This window comes from Neobacillus niacini NBRC 15566 (genome assembly GCF_001591505.1).
GTDB classification, from domain to species: Bacteria; Bacillota; Bacilli; order Bacillales; family Cytobacillaceae; genus Neobacillus; species Neobacillus niacini.
The window spans coordinates 1-20,140 of sequence record NZ_BCVA01000027.1 but is presented as its reverse complement, the minus strand read 5'-3'; the positions used below and the strand labels follow the sequence as shown (position 1 = coordinate 20,140).

Here is a 20,140-nt window from a genome sequence, read left to right as displayed (position 1 = left end):
TTCTAAAGCTTCTCTTTCTAATTTTAGGAGGTTTAACATGAAAGTAAAATTGTTGGGATTATCCAATCAGCAAATTTCTGCAGTAACTGAGCTTATACCTTTATTACAAATCCAGCTTTCGGATGATGGAATCCCTGTATTTTTCAATAAAAGAGATTCCGATATTCATATTATATATGATAAAATCCAAGCCTCAATCCAATATCGTGAAGAGCACCTGCTTTTTCGCGCATTTGGATTGTTGATTGAAGGAATGAGAAATGGCGAGGGTTTTGAAAAGCAGGAAAGTCCTGTCTATGAAAGCCTCGGTGTAATGATTGACTGCTCAAGAAATGCGGTATTAAAAACAGAGGCTTTCCAACGGTTAATTCAACACTTGGCGCTGATGGGCTATACCTCTGTCCAGCTATATACCGAGGATACCTACGAAATAAAGAATTATCCGTATTTCGGCTATATGCGCGGCCGTTACACGAGTCAGGAAATGAAGGATATGGACAGGTATGCCAGGATGTTTGGCATTGAACTGGTTCCTTGTATCCAAACATTAGCCCATTTAGGTGGAGCACTCAAATGGTCTGCTTTTTCCGATATAGTAGATTGCGATGATATTCTGCTAATTGACGAAGAGAAAACCTATCAGTTGATTGAAGCGATGTTCCTAACGATGTCAGAGAATTTGACCAGCAGGCGGATTAATATTGGCATGGATGAGGCTCATATGATGGGGCTTGGGAAGTATCTTGATAAACATGGATATCATGATAGACCAGCTCTAATGTTAAAGCATTTTAACCGTGTAATGGAGATTGCGAGAAAATATGGCTATGAGCCTATGATGTGGAGTGATATGTTTTTCCGCCTTGCAAGTGCAGGTGAATATTATGATGTGAATAGCCCAATCAAACCGGAAGTAATTGAAATGATTCCCAAGGATATCTCGTTGGTATATTGGGATTATTATTCTGTGAAACCGGAATTATATGAAGGCATGCTTAAAAAGCACAAGCAGCTGAGTGACCGGATTATATTTGCAGGCGGGGCATGGAAATGGATGGGCTTTTCTCCTAATAATCAATTTAGCAGGTATATTGGGGAGATGGCGCATAAAAGTTGTGTCGAGAATGGAATTAAAGAAGTAATCTTAACAGCCTGGGGAGATAATGGAGCCGAAGCCAGCATTTACTCGATTCTGCCAACCCTGCAGCTTTGGGCAGAGCTTTGTTATTCAGGAAAAAGCGAGACGGGCTATCTTCAAGAGCGTTTTACTACATGTGTAGGGGGAAGATATGAGGACTTTATGAATTTGGATATGCCAATGCTTGTGCCTGACAATAAAAATCCAGAAACGCATTCGATTAATCCTCCAAAATATCTTTTATATCAAGACATTTTGTGCGGCTTATTTGAAAAGCACGTATTAACAGAAACATACGCCAAGCATTTTAAAAATTGTGCAGCCTTTTTTGAAAAATGCGTCAAAGAGAATCCTCATTGGGAAAACGTGTTTCAGACACAATACCATTTAAGCATGGTACTGGAAATTAAATGTAATGTAGGAATACACATACGAAACGCTTATCATTTGAAGGATTATGAATCTCTAAGAAATTTAAACAATGTTATTTTACCTAAACTAAAAGAGAGAATAGAGCAATTTATAAAAGTCTACCATTCTCAATGGTTAGAGGAAAATAAAATATACGGCCTCGATGTTTTTGATCTCCGGATAGGCGGTCTAGTACAGCGAGTTAACTCTGCAATGCTAAGAATTCAAGCCTTTCTGGATGGAAAAATAACTAGAATAGAAGAACTAGAAGAAGAGGTACTCTTTTTTGATGGCCGACAACACGAGGGGGAGAGAAAGGCGATTAGTGCAAATCTATGGCACACGATTGCAACCGCATCGACCTTAGCAGGGATTTAAAAACGCTTTCAGAAAAGTATCAAATATACAAAAAGAAGAATCATCTCTACATGGTTCAAGCTTAGGAAATTTTGTAATATTAAAACCAACCAAGACAAATTGTTATGAAAACGCTATATAGGGTGAGTAATAGTAATGGTTCAAGGTGTTTATAGGAAATTAAAACGTAAGAGAAAAAGGGGGAAATATTGTGAAAAAGAAATTAAGAGTTTGGAAAAATGTGCTTGTTTTCGTATTAATTTTACAATTACTGTCTGCTTGCGCCAGCTCTGCGACCAAGGAAAAAGAAAAGGATAATAAAGATTCTAAGGATTCTAGTAACGAACAAATTACCTTACGTGTTATGGATTGGGCGGACAGTGAAAAAGCATATCGTGATCAATTTATCAAAGATTTCGAAGCAAAATATCCAAATATTAAAATTGAGTATACCCTTTTAACCGTTGATCAGTTCCAGAACACGATTACAACCGCCATTAAATCGGGTGATGCACCTGACTTGTTCCCAATCCCCAATGGCATGAAACTAAGTACTGCTATAGCAGGAGATATGTTCCAGCCCCTGGATCCATATTTAGATGATGAATTTAAAAGCCGCTTTATGGATGGTGTTTTTGTAGATGGAGCAACCATGCAGGATGGCAAGATTTATAGTATTCCAGCTTATTTATCACTGCCAAATACAATGATTTTTTACAATAAAAAGTTATTTAAGGAAGCAGGGTTAAATCCAGAAAATCCTCCAAAGACATATAGTGAATTCCGTGAAGCTGCGAAAAAGATTACAAAAGCTTCTGATGGGAAAGCATACGGTATTATCGAGGGTGGTAAAACCATTGTACGATGGAAAAATCCAGTGCTTGACTGGTCAGCCCAGGGAGGCAGCGGTCTAAATCCACACTCACCAATCTCTTTAGTGACAGGCAAAGCCAGCTATGATTCTAAACCAGTTCTTGAAGTAATGGACTTATTCAAAGGCATGCAAGAAGACGGCAGTTACCATCCTAAGACCATGGGTATTGCTGCTCCAGAAGCACGTGCTTTATTTGGTCAAGGCCAAGCAGGATTCATAATTCAAGGTGAGTGGTCCATTGGAGTTTGGAAAAAAGAAAATCCAGATTTAGACTTTGGGGTAATGGCACCTCCTGTTCCAGATAGCGGACGTGAGGGATATCTGCCACGTCCTAACTTCCAGCCTTGGTTAGGAATGTCTAAAACTACGAAACACCCAGAAGAGGCAGCTTTATATTTAAAAGAATACTTCAGTAAAGAATATCAATCTGTACTCGTTAAAAATGGTGACAGATTTACCATGTTAAAGGATGTTAACGAGACAGCTGCAGAAATTCCTGAGTTCAAGCAATACTATGAACTTGCTATGGAGAATTCTCGTTTAGTGCCAAGTGTTGAAATTAGAAATCCTGAATCATCAGCAGTATTTGCGAAATACAAAGATCCACAGCCGGGATTGGGAGATATTCTTCAAGGTTTAATCTCTGGTGCATTAAAGGATCCAAAGGATCAACTTAAACTACTGTCTACGAATATAGATAACTCTTTAGACCAGGCGATTGAGGCAGCTAAAGCCGAAGGTGCGAAGGTAAGCGAGGATGATTTCAAATTCTCAAACTGGAGCGCTGATAAAGATTATTTAGCTGAAGATTACAAAGCGGTAAGAAAATAGGGGATTAGTCAATGAAAAATACCGTTAGTTCCATAACGACAACCGCAACTCGAGCCACCGAAAAGAGAAAACCTAGGAAAAAACGAACGATGAAAAACGAAGTGTGGTGTTGGCTATTTTTAGCCCCAACCTTATTATTATTTGCAATGTTTCAAGGCTGGCCGATTATGGCCAGCTGGTATTACGCAATGTTGGATTGGTCAGGCTTAACGCCTGACTCAACATTCGTAGGAATGCAAAACTTTATCAATGTGGCAAAAGATCCATACTTTTGGAATGCGTTTAAAAATAGTTTCAAATTTATGCTGGGTACCGTACCTTTCCACTTAATTATTGCCTTAGTGCTGGCAGTCATACTCCATCGTCCAGGACTTAAAGCCTCTAATCTTTTCCGTACCTTTATCTTCCTTCCGGTTGTTACGACAACTTCCATTGTGGGGATTATCATGGTATTTATCTGGGGGAGTGATGGTGCCGTAAACGATTCACTTTTTAAGCTGGGTATTCTTGATCAGCCAATCAACTGGTTAGGTGATGCTACTTGGTCAATGTTTACTGTAATTTTAATATCTGTCTGGAAAAACCTTGGTGTAAATTTAATTTATTGGCTTGCAGGCTTGCAATCCATTCCAAAGGACCTTTATGAAGCAGCGGATGTAGACGGTGCCTCAGGGACTCGGAAGTTTTTCCATATCACTGTTCCACTATTAATACCAATCGGAACAATTATTTTATTGCTAAATGTTGTGAACTCATTAAAAGCATTTGATTTAATTAAAACCATGACAAACGGTGGTCCATTCTTTGCAACAGACGTAGTGTCTACTTATATTTACCGATATGCGTTTACAAGTGAAATGGGTCTTCCGCAGTTAGGTTACGCGTCAGCGGCTGGTCTTTTCTTTGCCGTAACAATAATTATTATTGCTATCATCCAATCCATAGTGACGAAAAGGATGAAAGGGGGTAACCAGTAATGGTGATTTTTAGAAAATCCATCTTTTATGTCATAATGTCTGTATTTTGTTTAATCTGGATCTACCCTTTCTTATGGATGGTATCAGCTTCATTTAAATCACAAAATGAATTTTTTACAAATGGTTTATCGCTAATTCCTGAAAGCTTTACATTTGAAAATATCATTCGTGCTTGGAATGAAGCGAACTTTGAGCAGTATTTTATCAATAGTGTAGTGATAACGGTAGGGACGATTGTGATTGTTTTATTTACTACCGCTACATGTGGGTACGCCTTAGGAAGATATGATTTCAAAGGTAAAAAGGTTGTATATCTACTACTAATTGCCAGTATGTTTGTTCCAATGGAATTTGCGATTATTCCAATCTATGACTTAATTAAAGCAATGGGTTTAATGAATACTAGATTGGGAGTAATTCTGGCAGAGTCTGGCGGAAATCATATTATTTTCATCTTGTTATTTGCTACCTTCTTCGCTAAGATTCCAAAGGAATTAGAGGAAGCTGCAGTAATGGATGGCTCTGGTTTTTTTAGAACCTTCTTCACAGTCATGCTGCCATTATCTAAACCAGTTGTCGGCAGTGTTGTCATTATGCAATTCATTTGGTCTTGGAACTCATTCTTGTTGCCGCTGATTTTAACTTTGAACGAACCAGACGCACGACCGCTTTCAGTGGGATTATATGCGCTTCGTGGTGAAAATATCGTCGACTGGACTGGAATTGCCGCTGGTGGAACGATTGCTATTCTTCCTATTATCGTTATCTTTTTATTGCTGCAGCGTTATTTTGTAGATGGAATTGCGGGATCTGTTAAGGGTTAAGTTTAAGTAAATACATCAAAGGCAGGTTGTTTAACATATGAGAATTCTCTATTTGGATTTAGACTCGCTGCGTCCCGATCATTTGGGTTGCTATGGGTACCATCGCGAAACGTCACCAAATATTGATTTGGTTGCGAATGAAGGTGTCGTATTTACAAATTATTATTGCACGGATGCTCCTTGTTTACCGTCACGTTCAGCCTTAATGTCCGGGAAATTTGGGATCCACAATGGAGTAGTCGGCCATGGTGGAACGGCAGCTGATATGAGGCACGAAGGATCCAGCCGGGACTTTTCCGATCGATTAAATCGTGAAAGTCTGCCAGGTTCATTGCGGCAGCTTGGATATAAAACAGCTACTATTAGTACATTTGCAGAAAGACATTCTGCCTGGAAGTTCAATGCAGGGTTTAACGAGGTATTTAATGTAGGAACAAATGGTCATGAATCTGCTGATAAGGTCCTTCCAGTTGCACTCAAATGGCTGGAGGATAATCGAGGGGCAGAAGATTGGTTTCTACATTTAAACTTTTGGGATCCACATACTCCTTATAGAACTCCAGAAGAATACGGTCATCCATTTGCCGATACCCCGCTGCCGGATTGGCTCACTGAAGAAGTTTTTCAGAAGCATAAGGATAGGGATTGCCAGCACAGTATTAACCATATGAATTCATTGGCAAAATCCCATTATTTCAGATGGCCTCGCCATGCGAAACCTATTGAAAATTATAATGATCTCCGCTTTATTATCGATAATTATGATTGTGCAATCCGCTACATGGATGATCATGTAGGAAGGGTGCTCCGTAAATTGGAAGAGCTTGGAATTATGGAAGACACCGCTATTTTAATCAGTGCGGACCATGGTGAAAATCTTGGTGAGTTAGGTATCTATTCCGAGCATGGAACAGCTGATCAAGGTACTTGTCATATACCCATGATTATCCGATGGCCTAAAGGGCTGAAGGGAAGGATAGACGAGGGGCTGCATTATCATATTGACCTCGCCCCAACACTTGCAAATCTACTTGGGGCACCAAAGGCAGAATCATGGGATGGACAAAGCTTTGCTGACAGTATACTTACGGGTGAGTATAAAGGGCGGGATTATTTAGTTCTTTCACAATGTGCTCACGTTGTGCAACGAAGTGTTCGTTTTGAGGACTGGCTTTATATAAGGTCCTATCACGATGGACATAATGGGTTCCCGAAAGAAATGCTGTTTAACTTGAAAGAAGATCCGTATGAACAGAATAACCTGGCGGCGGAAATGCGAGATATTTGTAAAGAGGCGGTCTATCTGCTAAACGAATGGCATGATGACATGATGTCCACGATGGAGTTTGATGTTGATCCATTATGGACTGTAATGAGAGAAGGCGGACCATTCCACGCTAAGGAATTTAAATAAGTGTAAATATGCCCTGATAGGAGTCAGGGCTTCTCATTTTCGTTATATTACCTAAGGGGGACAGGCCAATGACCAGCAGCTGTTTAACAGCATTGCAGCGGAATATCAGTGTGATGTGGAAGACTGTATCAGAAGATTGCAATTTGGCTTGCGATTATTGTTATTATAGTACCTGTGGAGGAAAACCGGGCCCAAAGATTAATCGAATTGATTCTGGTATTTTGGAAAAATTTATTAAAGAATACATGGAAATGTCTAATGGAGCTGCTACTTTTGCCTGGCAGGGAGGGGAGCCACTTCTTGCTGGATTAGATTTCTTCAAAGAAGTGGTCACACTTCAAGCTAAACATGCACCTAAACATACGATGATTTCAAATACACTTCAGACCAATGGAACGTTAATTAATGATGAGTGGGCTGATTTTTTTAAGAAGTATAATTTTCTAATTGGAGTCAGCCTTGACGGTCCGAAAGAGATACACGACGCAAGGAGGATTACATCAAGGGGTCAGGGCAGCTTTGACCGAGTAATGCGTGGAATCAATCATCTGAGGAAACAACAGGTGGATTTTAATGTTTTAACTGTCGTACATAAAGGGAATGTGGCGAAGGCTGCTGAGCTTCTAAACTTCTATGAGTCTGAAGGATTTCCATTTGTTCAGTTTATTCCGTGTATGGACTTTCGCTCTCAAGAGGTGGACTTTCCAGGCAATTATGAAATAACACCTGAAGAATATGGTGAATTTCTTTGTAAGGCGTTTGACTATTGGTATAACAACGGGGAACCACGGACATCCATCCGATTTTTTGATGAAATGTTGAATGTTTATGTGAACCGGGATCCTGGTTTATGCATTCACCGTGCTTCGTGCCCGCAAACAATTATTCTGGAGCAAAATGGCGATGCATTTCCATGTGATTTTTTCATTGATTCGGATTGGAAGATTGGGAACGTAGCCACACATTCGATTGAGGAAATTTTATCACATCCTTTATATGAAAAGTTTTTAAAAATGAAGCCGACATTACCAGAGCCGTGTAAATCCTGCGAATGGAAAAAACTCTGTCACGGAGGCTGTCCTCGAAATCGAAAATGGAGCGATGACCTAATGACATCAGAGGTGGATTATTTCTGTGCTAGTTACAAACAGGTTTATGGGTACGCAGATGAACGTATGAGCAAACTTGGGGATAAAGTAAGGGCACGCTTATTCCAGCAGAATGTGGAGCGTTATTTTAAAGGGAAACTGCCTCAGCGTAATGACCATTGTCCATGTGGAAGCGGGAAAAAGTATAAGCAGTGCTGCGTTACCTTAAGCTTAAAACAAGAGGTTTAAAATACTAATCAAACGTTTGATTAATTGTTTAACATTGGTATATAAGGGCATACAAGACCTAATCAAACGTTTGATTATAAAAAATTTTACTGTTTCCCTTTACTGTTTGGATCCTGAATCGTAACATTCTTCGGGCGTTCTGGATAACCCGCCTTACCCGCATCATCGGGACCCGTTAGTTGATTCCTTTGATTTAGAACCTTTCCTGTAAATTCAATTGGTTTGTTTTTTGGCATTATTTACACCTCCATGTAATAGTATGGTTGAAAAGTAAATGACAAATTCAACGTTATTGATTAGATTGTATTTATAGAGCCAGAGAGGGTGAGAAAAGATGGCAGTACCAAAACATATTGTTTCAGCGGCTGCAATTGTAGTAAATGAGAAGAATGAAATTTTATTAATCAAAGGACCACGGAGAGGCTGGGAAATGCCTGGGGGTCAGGTGGAAGAAGGGGAATCCTTAATGGACGCCGTCGTCAGGGAAACAAAAGAAGAATCAGGGATCGACATTGAGGTGCTTAAGTTTTGCGGAATCTTTCAAAATATAGATGGGTCGATTTGTAACACATTGTTTTTGGGGAAGCCTGTTGGCGGGGAATTAACAACCAGTCCAGAGAGTCTAGAAGTAGGTTTTTACAAACTAGAAGAAGCATTAGAAATGGTCACCTGGAATAACTTTAGGCAACGAATTGAATATTGTTTAGATGAAAATATGCATCCTTTTTATGTTGGTTTTTAGTCACAAGAAAATACATATAACCAAAGCGGCACCTTTTCTTGGTGCCGCTTTGGTTTGAGAAGAAATTTATCGATCTATTTTTTGACGATGTTTCATTTTATAGACAATTGTGGCTAAAATATTCGCAAGGAAGAAAATCATACTTCCCTGTACATTAGCATGTAATACTTGTTCTTCGAATTTCATATTTTCCATCATTTCACCTTGGCTAATACCCTTCTTCTCGTTCGCTTTCCGCATTTTTTCCATTTGCTCTACATAACGGTATTGAAAAGGGATTAAAATCAAAGATAATAGAATGTATCCGCCCACAATGATCAATAACACTTCGCTCATCTAAACTTCCCCCTAATAAATTTCTATCATCCCCCGAAAAATAAATCTAGAATATTGGAAGAAGTGGATGATTTCTTATTATAGAATTCGGAGTACCCGCACTTTTTACAGAAGATAACGATAAATGTGTTGTGTTGAACATCAAATATTTTTGATAAACCCGTCCCAGTCATGGCAACTTCTTTTTGGCCCGTATCTCTAGAACCACATTTTATACAACCTTTTTCGCTCATTACAATCCCCCCTGTCATGAACACTTCCATATATTTACGGAAAGGGAAGCCGAAATGTTTCATAATAATCAAATATTTTAGCTTGTACCCTCTCATGAAAAAAGGTAAAATGCAATAAAACTAGAAAAGAGGGATGAAAGTGGCATTTGATGTTTCAATGTTAGGTATGGGTTATTTTAGCCTTGACGCGGCAGCGGTTGATAAAAGTCCAAGTGAGATGGTAATCACTGACGATAAAGAGGAAACCTTTTACATCGTATCACGAGAAGTTTACGAAGATGGTCCTAAGCAGGAAGGATATAAAATTGTTGTTAACGAAGGAGAGTAATATCTCTTTTACCAAAAAGACACATATTTAACTTACGAGTTTTCTACCGAATATTTTTGCAATAAAAATAAATGGCTTAGTTCAATACTGAGCCATTTTTTTATGATTTCTATTCGCTTTTTCTACGATTGCTCCCGTTCCTATTCGTACTTTCTTCATCATTGAAAAGATTTTTTTCACGCCTTAATTCAATAAGGTACTGAAACCAATACAGTAAAAATGCCTTTGAAAAGAAGTAAAGGAAAAATTGGAAGTTGTTAATTTGAACCAATCTATAATACCTGAATTTCTTTGAAAAATAGGTGACTAGAAATGTAAAGTTAGCGGTTGAAATTCCATTTAGTAAAATAAATTGCATAAAGTTTCCGTATGTCCACTTCAAAAACCACAAAGAGACTGCTAAAAACGGACCAATTTGAAAAGGTAATTCCCCAAAAAAAGGTGATTTGGTTTTGTTATAGAACACCCACCATCTATGTTTTTTCCCATATCTTGCATGAAGCATTTCTACCAGGAAGATGAGGAGTGAGGCAGGTAGAAATCTTTTTATGTTACGTGTCCCTAATAGGGGCAGGGTTAACCATGATAGTAAGACCATAGAAATATTAAGTAAATTTTGAACTTTTATTTTCACTGCTTACATCATCCCTTTTTTTCTCAGATTTCACCTTTCTTATACTATCCACTAAAATGCATTATATGTAATCTGTTCAACCACTACCGTACGTACACAAACATGAACTTTTTAATGCCTGTTTCCAATCCAAAGAATAAAATAAGTAGTCGGAAAAAACTATTTCTTTTTAAAAACGAATCAAGCGCTTGATTAAAATATTTAATAAAAACATAGTCCTCATGGAAATCTATACAGTGGAGGGGATGCGCTGTGTTGTTTTCTACAAAAGGGGATGCTCACAAGGTTTATCTACGCTTGAAAAGAACGTTACAAAATGGCAATGCCATTAACCATATGATGGAATATCAAGAAATTGAAGAAATCCAAACTCTTTACAAGTCGCTCGATAGCCATACCTTGCAATTGATTCATTACCGAATGATCAAAGAATATAACGGGTCGGGAATAATACCAATTCTGGTTTCTTCAGCTCCGTGGTTGTTGCTCTTGTTTTCAAAGCAATTATCTACCTACTTATTTCATGAGGGAAAATGGCTGTGGGCAGGGTTTAGTCTCGTTTACATTATTGCCCTTGCTGCCAGTGTGATTATCCATTTTCGCGAAAAAGCATGGGCTGCTTTTCATATGGAAATCATTCAAGATATTTTAAAGGAAAGAGAAAATGCAAAAGCTTAGGGACATTCTAATGCTTAAAGTCCTTGGGCTTTTGCTTCCAGAATTAAACTTTTTTTATTTATTGAATATCTGATATAGTAGTCTTTAAGAAAGATAGGGGAGAGGAAGAGTACACGATGAAATGTTACTCAATTGATTTAGACGGTACTTTGTTAAATTCTGAACATAATATATCTGAAGCTAACCTGCAAACCATGAATGAATTACTTGAAGAAGGTCATGAGGTAATATTAAACACAGGTCGTGCTTTTGCTGATGTTTTTAAAATAAAAGCGTTAGAAAATTTACAGATTCCTATCTTTTGTGTTAATGGATCTGTATTATTCTCGCCAACAAGAGAATTATTATATGAGGCGACGATACCGCTAGAAACATATAAAGAAATTTTCTCAATATTAAAGGGATTAGGTGTTGGCATATTAGTCTATACCAATTATGGAGGATTTCCATCTACTTTACCCCCGCTGCATAAAAAAAGTAAAGAAGAACTCAATACTCTATTTGAAGAATTCAATTACGATGAAATTCTTGAAAAAGATCAGTTGAAAATTTATAAATTAATTGCTCTGACACACGTTGATGAACTAGAAAAAGTGGAAGTAGTTAAGATGGCCCTCGGAAATAAGTTCGATATTTCAATGGCTTCTTCATTTCCTAATAATGTTGAAATTACTTCAAACGAAGCACATAAAGGCAAAGCATTATTGCGCTATCAGAAAATGATGAATCTCGAGTTTGATGAAATTATCGCTTTTGGAGACGGCGGTAATGATCTTGCTATGTTCGAGGTAGCAAGCACTTCTGTTGCCATGGCAAATGCTCCGCTTCATGTACAGCAAAAAGCGGACATCGTTACAAAATCAAACGATGAAGATGGCTTTGCACATGCTGTTCGTCATTTGCTTAAACTCCATACCGAAATACTAGTATAGTAAGAAAAGGCCTAATTTCCCATAGAGTAGGGGAATTAGGCTTTTTTTTGTTCTATTTTGTTACTGGTTTTTTCAAGAAGCCCATTAATAATGCAGACACAATAGCACCAATCACAACTGCTAATAAATACATTAACCAGTTGCCGTCTACTAGAGGCATTACAAATACTCCGCCGTGTGGGGCACGAAGACCAATATTAAACATCATCGATAGACCCCCAGCAATGGCAGAACCTGCCATGACGGAAGGAATTACGCGAAGTGGATCAGCTGCCGCAAATGGAATCGCACCTTCTGTAATAAAGGATAAGCCCATAATATAGTTTACTTTTCCTGCTTCCCGGTCTTGTTTGTTAAATTTATTTTTAAACAATGTAGTTGCAATTGCAATAGCTAATGGAGGAACCATACCAGCAGCCATGATGGCAGCCATTGGCGCATAAACTCCATTTGCTAACAATCCTGTTCCAAACACATAGGCAGCTTTGTTAACTGGACCACCCATATCAAATGACATCATTAATCCTAATATAATACCAAGTAAGACAGCATTCCCTGTACCTAAACCTGATAACCACTCAGAAATGGCTGTATTTAATGCACCTACAGGTTTATTGACAACAAACAACATGATAAATCCGGTTAAAGCGATACCTAGTAACGGATATAAAAGAATGGTTTTAATTCCTTCTAAGGATGCAGGCATACCAGACAATACCTTTTTCAAACCAACCACTAAATATCCAGCTAGGAAACCTGCAACAAGTCCGCCTAAGAAGCCTGCGCCGCCGCTTGTAGCCATCATTCCTCCAACCATACCTGCTGCAAAACCAGGACGGTCTGCAATACTCATGGCAATAAATCCAGCTAGAATTGGAACCATTAAGGCAAATGCATTTCCGCCGCCAATGGTCATTAGTGCTTCAGCGATTGGATGATAGGTTGGATCATCTGGATTTGCTGCATTAATACCGAACATAAAGCTGATAGCGATTAAGATACCGCCGCCAACAACAAACGGAAGCATGTTGGAAACACCGTTCATTAAGTGTTTATAAATAGTAGAACCGATGCCTCTTCCAGTTTGTTCGCTTTCCTGATTGGATTTTCCGCTGCCACTATAGATAGGAGCGTCCTGCTTTAATGCTCTTTCAATTAATTCCTTTGGTTTACGTATCCCATCAGCAACGGGTGTTTCTAATACATGCTTGCCATTGAAACGATTCATTTCCACTTTTGTGTCCGCAGCAACAATAACAGCAACAGCATTTTCGATTTCTTCTGCTGTAAGAACATTTTTTGCACCGCCAGAACCGTTCGTTTCAACTTTAATATCAACACCCATCTCTGCTGCTTTTGCTTTTAACGAATCGGCAGACATATAAGTATGGGCAATACCAGTAGGACATGCTGTTACAGCAACAATAAATTGTTTCTTGCCAGCCATGGATTGTTCTTCTTCTTTTTCTTCTTGGTCATGTGAATTAATGATGGTTAAAACTTCATCCGCACTATTAGCTTCTAAAAGCTGTTTACGTACCTCATCTTTTAAAAGAATCGTTGAAAGACGAGAAAGTGCTTCTAAATGAGTATTATTTGCTCCTTCAGTAGCTGCAATCATAAAGAAGAGGTGAGAAGGCTGACCGTCAAGAGATTCATAGTTTACACCAGCAGTTGATCTACCGAACGCAATCGCTGCATGTTTAACAGCGTTTGTCTTTGCATGGGGGATGGCAATACCTTCGCCAATCCCTGTAGTGCTTTGTTCTTCTCTTTTAATAATAGCTTTTTTATACTCAGAGCGATCGTTTAACTTACCTGCATTGTCTAAAACACTTACCAATTCTTCAATGGCATCGGTCTTTGTTGTACTATTTATTGAAAGGTTGATGGTTTCTTTGGTTAATAACTCTGTAATTCTCATCGTCATTCTCCTCTTAGGTTTGACTTTTCTATTTTAACTTGAGGGAGCAAGCCTTCCATTTTTTCACGTGTGCATAATCCGATTGAAAATGCCGTCGCACTGCCGGCAGCGATACTAAAACGGAAAGCTTCTTCTATCGATTTTGTTTTTTCATAGGTTGCAATAAAACCAGCTACCATGGAATCTCCTGCACCCACTGAGCTCTTTACATCGCCTTTTGGACTAGTGGCAATTAAGGCAATGTCCTTATTGATGAGAACAGCTCCTTTATCAGCTAGGGATACAATCACGTTTTGAGCTCCTTGTTTTACAAGTTCCTTCGCATACGGAATGACCTCTTCACAAGAGTTGATAACGGTATTAAATAGCTCACCTAGTTCATGGTGATTTGGTTTGATTAAGAAGGGGTTTAGTGGAAGCACCTTCTTAAGTAATTCACCTTCCGCGTCGACAACGAACTTTGTACCATTTTCATTACATAGTTTAACAAGCTCTTCATACGTACTCTTTGGCATAGTGGATGGAATGCTGCCAGCAAGTACAAGAGTATCTTCGCTTGTCAGTTGGCGAATTTTTGCCTTTAAGGCTTCTAAGTTATCTATTGTAATGTTGGGTCCTTTTGCATTAATTTCTGTTTCTGTATCAGACTTGATTTTTACATTTATTCTTGTATCTTCATCAACTAATACGAAGTCGGTGTGAATTCCTTGTGATTTTAAGAAACCTTCAATATAACTGCCGGTAAAACCGCCAATAAATCCTAGAGCGTGACTATCAACATCTAATCTTTTTAACACTTGAGAAACATTGATTCCTTTGCCGCCTGGAAATTTGGTTTCATTTTTTGTTCGGTTTAACTCACCAAGTGTTACCTGATCTACTTCTACGATGTAATCAAGTGATGGGTTTAACGTAACCGTATAAATCATGATGTAACCACCTTAATTTTAGTCTTACTATGGTATTGGTCCTTTGTATCTGGGTCTAATTCATTTGTAATAATCGTTGCTAGATGAAGGTCGGTAATTTTTGCAAAGGCAACTTCCGAGAACTTGGATTCATCTGCTACTACATAGGCTTCACTCGATAAGGAAATTGCTAGTTGTTTCACCATTGCTTCTTCAGGGTCGGGAGTTGTATAACCGAATTGTGAATGAATCCCGTTCACTCCCATAAAGCATTTATCGAATCGATAGTGTTCAAGACTATCTAATGCTCCACGCCCAATCATGGCTTTAGTGGTTGGTTTGGCAAAACCGCCTATTAAAAAAGTCTTTATATTTTTTTCTAGAAGTTCACTTGCATGTGATAGACCGTTTGTGACAACCACAATATTATCTGGAAGAAAAGGAATCATTTCATATATAGTTGAACCTGCATCCAAATAAATACAGTCACCTTCGTTCACTAACCCTCCAGCATATTGAGCGATTTGGCGTTTTGCTTGAAGGTTTTTGGAAGATTTCTCTGTCATACTTGGTTCTTGGAGTTTCCCTTGGAGCCTTGCAGCACCCCCGTGAACTCGTTTGAGAAATTTACCTTGTTCTAACTGTATAAGATCTCTTCGAATCGTTGACTCAGATGAATTTGTTAATTCAACAAGTTCTTGAAGTTTAACAGAATTTTTTACTTTCAATGCTTCTAATATAATTTGATGGCGTTCTGGCTCTAACATCATACCTGCCTCCTAAAACGCTTTCATGGCTTTTTCTATTTTCATTGTACAATTAAAAACAATTAAAATCAATCAAAAAAATTCAATAACGTTCTTTTTCATTCAAAAAACACCAAATTAAAAAGGACGCGTTTTTAGCGTCCTTGTAACAAATAGTGTTTCCAATATGAATGTAAATGTTTCTGATAGTTTACTAAAAACACACTCATGAGAAATAATAACGATTTAGTTAAAAATATAGATATATTTGAAACCTTATTGAGTATAATACGTATAAGTAAAGTAGCGGTATCGAAAAAAATTTATAGATAGGAAGAATAAATTTGGGCACAAATATTTTAGTAATAGCAAATTATATCTATGATATTTATTATTGGTTAATTTTGATTAATATTTTTGGCTCCTGGTTCCCGCAATTCCAAACATCCAAAATAGGGACACTGGTTGGGAGACTGGTTAATCCTTACTTATCTATCTTTAGGAAGTTTATCCCGCCGCTAGGTATGATTGATTTTTCACCAATCGTTGCTATTTTTGCATATAGCTTTATCGGGAGATTTGCTTTAGAAGGTCTTCGCCAATTGTTAATCATGGTTGGTGCATTTTAATTAAACATGTCTTACATATAGGGCTTTACTTACTTTTCTTCGTAAGTAAAGCCCTATTGCTGTTTTTTCAGTATCACTTAATTGGTAAATTAAGTTAAACTTAAAGATAGAAAGACAAAAAGGGGAGATTAGGATGAAATCGGCGTTAATACTTGGGGGAACGCAATTTGTTGGAAAGAGGCTGGTCCAATTATTAATCGATGATAGGGTCAAGGTTACGATTGCAACAAGAGGTTTGACAGCTGATACCTTTGGTAATCAAGTTACTCGATTGAGGATTGACCGCCAAGATGCGGGGTCATTAGAAAAGGCTTTTAGGGATAAAAAATGGGATGTTGTATTTGATCAAACCTGCTATTCCTCACAAGAAGCTCTTGATACACTGAAAGCACTAAAGGGAAAAGTTAAAAAGTATATCTTTACATCCAGTCAGGCAGCTTATGATTTTGGAACGAATCATAAAGAAGGGGGATTTAACCCTTTAGAATTTACCCCGTTTTTAAAAACTAGGAGAGAGTACATAGGGTATGTTGGTTATCAAGAAGCAAAACGGGCTGCCGAAGCCATTCTTTTTCAGAATGCTGAGTTCCCAGTTGTTGCTGTACGCTTTCCGATTATAATTGGAAAAGACGATTATACGAATCGTTTACACTTCCATGTGGAGCATGTAAAAGAAGGAAAAACGATGTTTATTGAACATCCAGACTTTCGATATAGTTTTATTGATTCAGGCGAAGCAGCAGCCTTTTTATTAAGTATGGCGAAGTCCGACTACCAAGGTCCAATTAATCCAGGTTCTGAGGAAGATATCAGTTTGAGTGAATTAATCAAACTTATTGAGAATCTACTTGGCAAGAAAGCAATAGTAAGTGCAGAGGGTAATCCATCTCCCTATAATTTGCCTGGATCATGGTCAATCAATACGAGTCTTGCAGAATCAATGGGCTTTCGATTTACATCGTTAGATTGTCTTTTAACAGGTTTAATTCGTTACTATTCATAGAAAAATAAAGGGGGAACTACGATGATAGAAAGAGCAACAATAAATGAGTTACATTCTTTGGCGGAGCTGTTTGATTCATACCGAATCTTTTATAAGCAAGAATCAAACCTTGAAGGTGCAGTGTCTTTTTTAAAAGAAAGATTAGTAAACGAGGAATCAGTCATTTTTCTTGCTTATGAAGACAGCAATCCGGTTGGTTTTGTTCAGCTATATCCGACCTTTTCCTCAGTTAGTATGAAACGTTCATGGGTACTAAATGATTTATATGTCAATGCGTCTGCCCGCAAGAAGGGATTTGGGGAGAAGTTAATAAAAAAGGCGATTGAATTTGCAGAGGAAACCGGGGCAAAAGGTGTGGCGTTAGAGACAGGTCATGATAATGTAACGGCACAGAGCCTCTATGAAAAAATCGGTTTTAAAAAGGAAACTAATTATTTTTATTATTTTTCACTTTAAAGGATAAGTAGTAAATTATAGGAAATAACACAAACTACTCCTAGAAAGAAATTAATATTTCATTTCAATTAGGAGGTAGTTTGAATGAATAATAATGAAGAGAATACAACCATTATTTCAAATGATGCATTACGAGGGAAACCTTATCTGGATATTGACCGTGTGATTACAGAAGGTAACGCGCGTGGTTCCATTTATCATAATAATGATCAGGGTAGTACGGAAGAATGATTTAATTGACTTTTAGAAATTATTCGAATACTATATGGTTAATTTAACAAATAAAGGCAAAGAAGAGAAAAAGTAAAATGACATGGTTTTTTCACAGAGAGCTTCGGCAGCTGAAAAGAAGCAAAAACACTCATTTGAACAATGGTCTCTGAGCTTCGTACTGAACATACTGAAAGGTATTAGTAGGCTGCGACGAGTTTTGGCACTCGTTATCCATGTCACAGTATAAGAGTATATTTTGGGTACTCCGTACTTGCTAAGGCAAATAGTGTGAGCTATTTGCGAAATAAGGTGGTATCACGTGGATTATCAAACCTCGTCCTTAACTTTTAAAGTTTAAGGTCGGGGTTTTTTTGTTTTTTCAAAAGAAAATAGGAGGTTTTATTGAATGAGTATTTTTATTGGTGGGGCATGGGCCTATGCGAATGGTTCCTTGCATTTAGGGCATATTTCGAGTTTACTGCCAGGGGATATTTTGGCAAGATATTATCGTTTAAAGGGAGAACAGGTACTTTATGTTTCAGGCAGCGATTGTAATGGAACGCCTATTACGATTCGCGCAAGGCAGGAGGGAGTACAGCCGCAAGTTATTACAGACCGATATCACCAGGAATTCCAAGATTGTTTTTCAAAATTAGGGTTTTCATATAATTGCTATACACGTACCGATACCGAACATCACCACAAATTGGTTCAGGAGATTTTTTTAGAGCTGCTTGATAAAGGGCATGTCTATAAAAAAGAAATTGAGCAAACTTATTGCGAGGAATGCGCTCAATTCTTGCCGGAACGTTATGTAGAAGGAACCTGCCCTGTATGCAAAGAGCCATCTCGAGGGGACCAATGCGATCATTGTTCGACTATTTTAGAACCTTTTGAGTTGTTGAATAGCAGGTGCAAACTATGTGGACATCCGCCTACTACACGCTTCACAGAGCATTTCTATTTTGCCTTAAGCTCATTCCAAGGTCAGTTGGAGAACTATGTACAAACAGCGGAGACTAACAAGCTTTGGCGAGAGAATGCTGTTTCGCTTACAAAGAGATATTTAAAGGAAGGTTTGCAGGATCGAGCCGTTTCGCGGGATTTGCCTATTGGAGTAAGTGTGCCTGTTGCTGGATATGAGGAAAAGAAAATCTATGTTTGGATTGAGGCTGTTTCTGGATACTATACCGCCAGCAAGCTTTGGGCAAAGGAATCTGGCAAAGATGATTCATTGTTTTGGGAGGCTTCTGCTAGATCCTATTACGTTCACGGAAAGGATAATATTCCATTCCACTCCCTTATTTGGCCGGGAATCCTGGCTGGACTTGGAAAGGAACCATTACCGACACATATCGTTTCCAATGAGTATTTGACCTTGGAAAAAAAGAAATTATCAACCAGCAGAAATTGGGCTGTATGGGTACCTGATATTTTAGATAGGTATGATCCTGATTCTATCCGATATTTTCTAACGATTAACGCACCCGAGAGCCGGGACGCTGATTTTTCCTGGAAGGAATTTATTTATAGTCATAACAGTGAATTATTAGGGGCGTATGGAAACTTAGTAAATCGAACATTGAAGTTTATTGCAAAATCGTTTGATGGGGTTTTACCAGAAAAGACGATATCTTCTGTCGTACAGGATAAAGTGAATGCTCTGTATGAGGTAACTGGGCAGCTAATTGAAGAGGCATCCTTCAAACAAGGGTTGGAAAAAGTATTTGAGCTGGTGCGGTTTTCAAATAAATACTTTGATGAACAACAGCCGTGGAAGCAGATTCACGAAAACGAAGAGTCTTGCAAGCAAACACTGGCCGATTGCATTTATTTAATTGCTAACATTGCTCATATCTTAACACCGTTTCTTCCGTTTTCAAGCGAAAAGGTTAAGAATCTGCTCAATATTTCAGAGACAAACTGGAAACCTTTTTTAGTTAAACCAATCGTTCTTTCCGACGTTGAACCGTTATTTGAACGTATAGATCCTAGCAGAATTGAAGTAGAGCTAGAGAGGTTAAATAAACAAACTGTTTAAAGGTTCTGTGATGACCGAAAGTCATCTGAAAAGTGGTCATCATGAAGGTTTCATGAAGCCCGAAAATCATCGAAAAAGTGAAAAGTGGTTATCATGAAGGTCCCATGAGGCCCGAAAATCATCCAAAAAGTGAAAAGTGGTCATCATGAGGGTTTCATGATGACCGAAAATCAT

Annotated in this window: 21 protein-coding genes and 1 other annotated feature; of the genes, 15 read left to right on the top strand and 6 right to left on the bottom strand. The window is 38.2% G+C overall.

Annotation, left to right across the window (positions count from 1 at the left end):
* Positions 1-37 precede the first annotated feature (37 nt).
* The 6 genes from BANA01_RS18150 to BANA01_RS18125 all read left to right on the top strand — a co-directional run bounded on the left by BANA01_RS18150 (position 38) and on the right by BANA01_RS18125 (position 8,163).
* Positions 38-1,927: a beta-N-acetylhexosaminidase gene (locus BANA01_RS18150; RefSeq protein ID WP_034674351.1), complete on the top strand. Its 1,890-nt coding sequence runs from the start codon at positions 38-40 to the stop codon at positions 1,925-1,927.
* Positions 1,928-2,117: 190 nt separating this feature from the next.
* Complete coding sequence (locus BANA01_RS18145) at positions 2,118-3,611, top strand: ABC transporter substrate-binding protein (RefSeq protein WP_052106333.1); 1,494 nt, start codon at positions 2,118-2,120, stop codon at positions 3,609-3,611.
* A gap of 11 nt (positions 3,612-3,622) precedes the next feature.
* Positions 3,623-4,588, top strand: coding sequence for a carbohydrate ABC transporter permease (locus tag BANA01_RS18140; protein WP_034674353.1), 966 nt, complete (start codon positions 3,623-3,625; stop codon positions 4,586-4,588).
* Entirely contained in the window at positions 4,588-5,412 is an 825-nt protein-coding gene (locus tag BANA01_RS18135; protein WP_034674355.1) for a carbohydrate ABC transporter permease, read from the top strand. Before BANA01_RS18140 ends, BANA01_RS18135 begins: the two co-directional genes overlap by 1 nt.
* Positions 5,413-5,449: 37 nt before the next feature.
* Positions 5,450-6,826 (top strand): sulfatase family protein, encoded by a 1,377-nt coding sequence (locus tag BANA01_RS18130; RefSeq protein ID WP_034674357.1) that lies wholly within the window; start codon positions 5,450-5,452, stop codon positions 6,824-6,826.
* A gap of 68 nt (positions 6,827-6,894) precedes the next feature.
* Positions 6,895-8,163: an anaerobic sulfatase maturase gene (locus BANA01_RS18125; RefSeq protein WP_052106334.1), complete on the top strand. Its 1,269-nt coding sequence runs from the start codon at positions 6,895-6,897 to the stop codon at positions 8,161-8,163.
* Between the two features lie 86 nt (positions 8,164-8,249).
* Here BANA01_RS18125 and BANA01_RS29610 read toward each other — a convergent pair whose 3' ends face one another.
* A complete protein-coding gene (locus BANA01_RS29610; RefSeq protein WP_157411828.1) occupies positions 8,250-8,399 on the bottom strand; it encodes a hypothetical protein in 150 nt (49 codons plus the stop codon).
* 98 nt (positions 8,400-8,497) lie between these two features.
* On the opposite strand from BANA01_RS29610, the gene BANA01_RS18120 reads away from it, so the two are divergent.
* A complete protein-coding gene (locus tag BANA01_RS18120; RefSeq protein ID WP_034674358.1) occupies positions 8,498-8,905 on the top strand; it encodes an NUDIX hydrolase in 408 nt (135 codons plus the stop codon).
* A gap of 66 nt (positions 8,906-8,971) precedes the next feature.
* Here BANA01_RS18120 and BANA01_RS18115 read toward each other — a convergent pair whose 3' ends face one another.
* Together BANA01_RS18115 and BANA01_RS18110 are read right to left on the bottom strand one after the other, a co-directional pair.
* Positions 8,972-9,241 (bottom strand): DUF3949 domain-containing protein, encoded by a 270-nt coding sequence (locus BANA01_RS18115; RefSeq protein WP_034674361.1) that lies wholly within the window; start codon positions 9,239-9,241, stop codon positions 8,972-8,974.
* 26 nt (positions 9,242-9,267) lie between these two features.
* Positions 9,268-9,474 carry a zinc ribbon domain-containing protein gene (locus BANA01_RS18110; protein ID WP_034674363.1) on the bottom strand — a complete coding sequence of 69 codons (207 nt, stop codon included), beginning with the start codon at positions 9,472-9,474 and terminating at the stop codon, positions 9,268-9,270.
* 139 nt (positions 9,475-9,613) lie between these two features.
* Here BANA01_RS18110 and BANA01_RS18105 point away from each other — a divergent pair, with 139 nt between their 5' ends.
* From BANA01_RS18105 to BANA01_RS18090, 3 genes are all read left to right on the top strand, one after another.
* Positions 9,614-9,802, top strand: coding sequence for a hypothetical protein (locus BANA01_RS18105; RefSeq protein WP_034674365.1), 189 nt, complete (start codon positions 9,614-9,616; stop codon positions 9,800-9,802).
* A gap of 931 nt (positions 9,803-10,733) precedes the next feature.
* Positions 10,734-11,114 carry a hypothetical protein gene (locus BANA01_RS18095; RefSeq protein ID WP_235847175.1) on the top strand — a complete coding sequence of 127 codons (381 nt, stop codon included), beginning with the start codon at positions 10,734-10,736 and terminating at the stop codon, positions 11,112-11,114.
* A gap of 116 nt (positions 11,115-11,230) precedes the next feature.
* Complete coding sequence (locus BANA01_RS18090; protein WP_034674367.1) at positions 11,231-12,046, top strand: Cof-type HAD-IIB family hydrolase; 816 nt, start codon at positions 11,231-11,233, stop codon at positions 12,044-12,046.
* A gap of 52 nt (positions 12,047-12,098) precedes the next feature.
* Here the strand turns inward: BANA01_RS18090 and BANA01_RS18085 are convergent, their stop codons facing one another.
* Genes BANA01_RS18085 through BANA01_RS18075 form a run of 3 tightly spaced genes read right to left on the bottom strand, consistent with a single transcriptional unit; the run spans position 12,099 to position 15,645 of the window.
* Positions 12,099-13,970, bottom strand: coding sequence for a PTS fructose transporter subunit IIABC (locus BANA01_RS18085; RefSeq protein WP_034674369.1), 1,872 nt, complete (start codon positions 13,968-13,970; stop codon positions 12,099-12,101).
* Between the two features lie 2 nt (positions 13,971-13,972).
* Positions 13,973-14,899 (bottom strand): 1-phosphofructokinase, encoded by a 927-nt coding sequence (pfkB, locus tag BANA01_RS18080; RefSeq protein WP_034674371.1) that lies wholly within the window; start codon positions 14,897-14,899, stop codon positions 13,973-13,975.
* Positions 14,896-15,645: a DeoR/GlpR family DNA-binding transcription regulator gene (locus tag BANA01_RS18075; protein ID WP_034674372.1), complete on the bottom strand. Its 750-nt coding sequence runs from the start codon at positions 15,643-15,645 to the stop codon at positions 14,896-14,898. The genes pfkB and BANA01_RS18075 overlap by 4 nt, the downstream gene beginning before the upstream one ends.
* Positions 15,646-15,968: 323 nt before the next feature.
* Between BANA01_RS18075 and BANA01_RS18070 the strand changes: the two genes are divergently transcribed.
* The 5 genes from BANA01_RS18070 (at position 15,969) to metG (ending at position 19,966) form a co-directional block, all read left to right on the top strand.
* Positions 15,969-16,253 carry a YggT family protein gene (locus BANA01_RS18070; protein ID WP_034674374.1) on the top strand — a complete coding sequence of 95 codons (285 nt, stop codon included), beginning with the start codon at positions 15,969-15,971 and terminating at the stop codon, positions 16,251-16,253.
* A gap of 133 nt (positions 16,254-16,386) precedes the next feature.
* Positions 16,387-17,256 (top strand): NAD-dependent epimerase/dehydratase family protein, encoded by an 870-nt coding sequence (locus tag BANA01_RS18065; protein WP_034674376.1) that lies wholly within the window; start codon positions 16,387-16,389, stop codon positions 17,254-17,256.
* 21 nt (positions 17,257-17,277) lie between these two features.
* Complete coding sequence (locus tag BANA01_RS18060; protein WP_034674377.1) at positions 17,278-17,712, top strand: GNAT family N-acetyltransferase; 435 nt, start codon at positions 17,278-17,280, stop codon at positions 17,710-17,712.
* An 84-nt stretch (positions 17,713-17,796) separates the two neighbouring features.
* On the top strand, positions 17,797-17,943 hold the full coding sequence (locus BANA01_RS29605) for a hypothetical protein (RefSeq protein WP_157411826.1): 147 nt from the start codon (positions 17,797-17,799) through the stop codon (positions 17,941-17,943).
* Positions 17,944-17,993: 50 nt separating this feature from the next.
* Positions 17,994-18,270 (top strand) — a binding site (T-box leader).
* Positions 18,271-18,331: 61 nt separating this feature from the next.
* Positions 18,332-19,966 (top strand): methionine--tRNA ligase, encoded by a 1,635-nt coding sequence (gene metG, locus BANA01_RS18055; RefSeq protein WP_063254229.1) that lies wholly within the window; start codon positions 18,332-18,334, stop codon positions 19,964-19,966.
* The last annotated feature ends 174 nt before the right edge of the window (positions 19,967-20,140 follow it).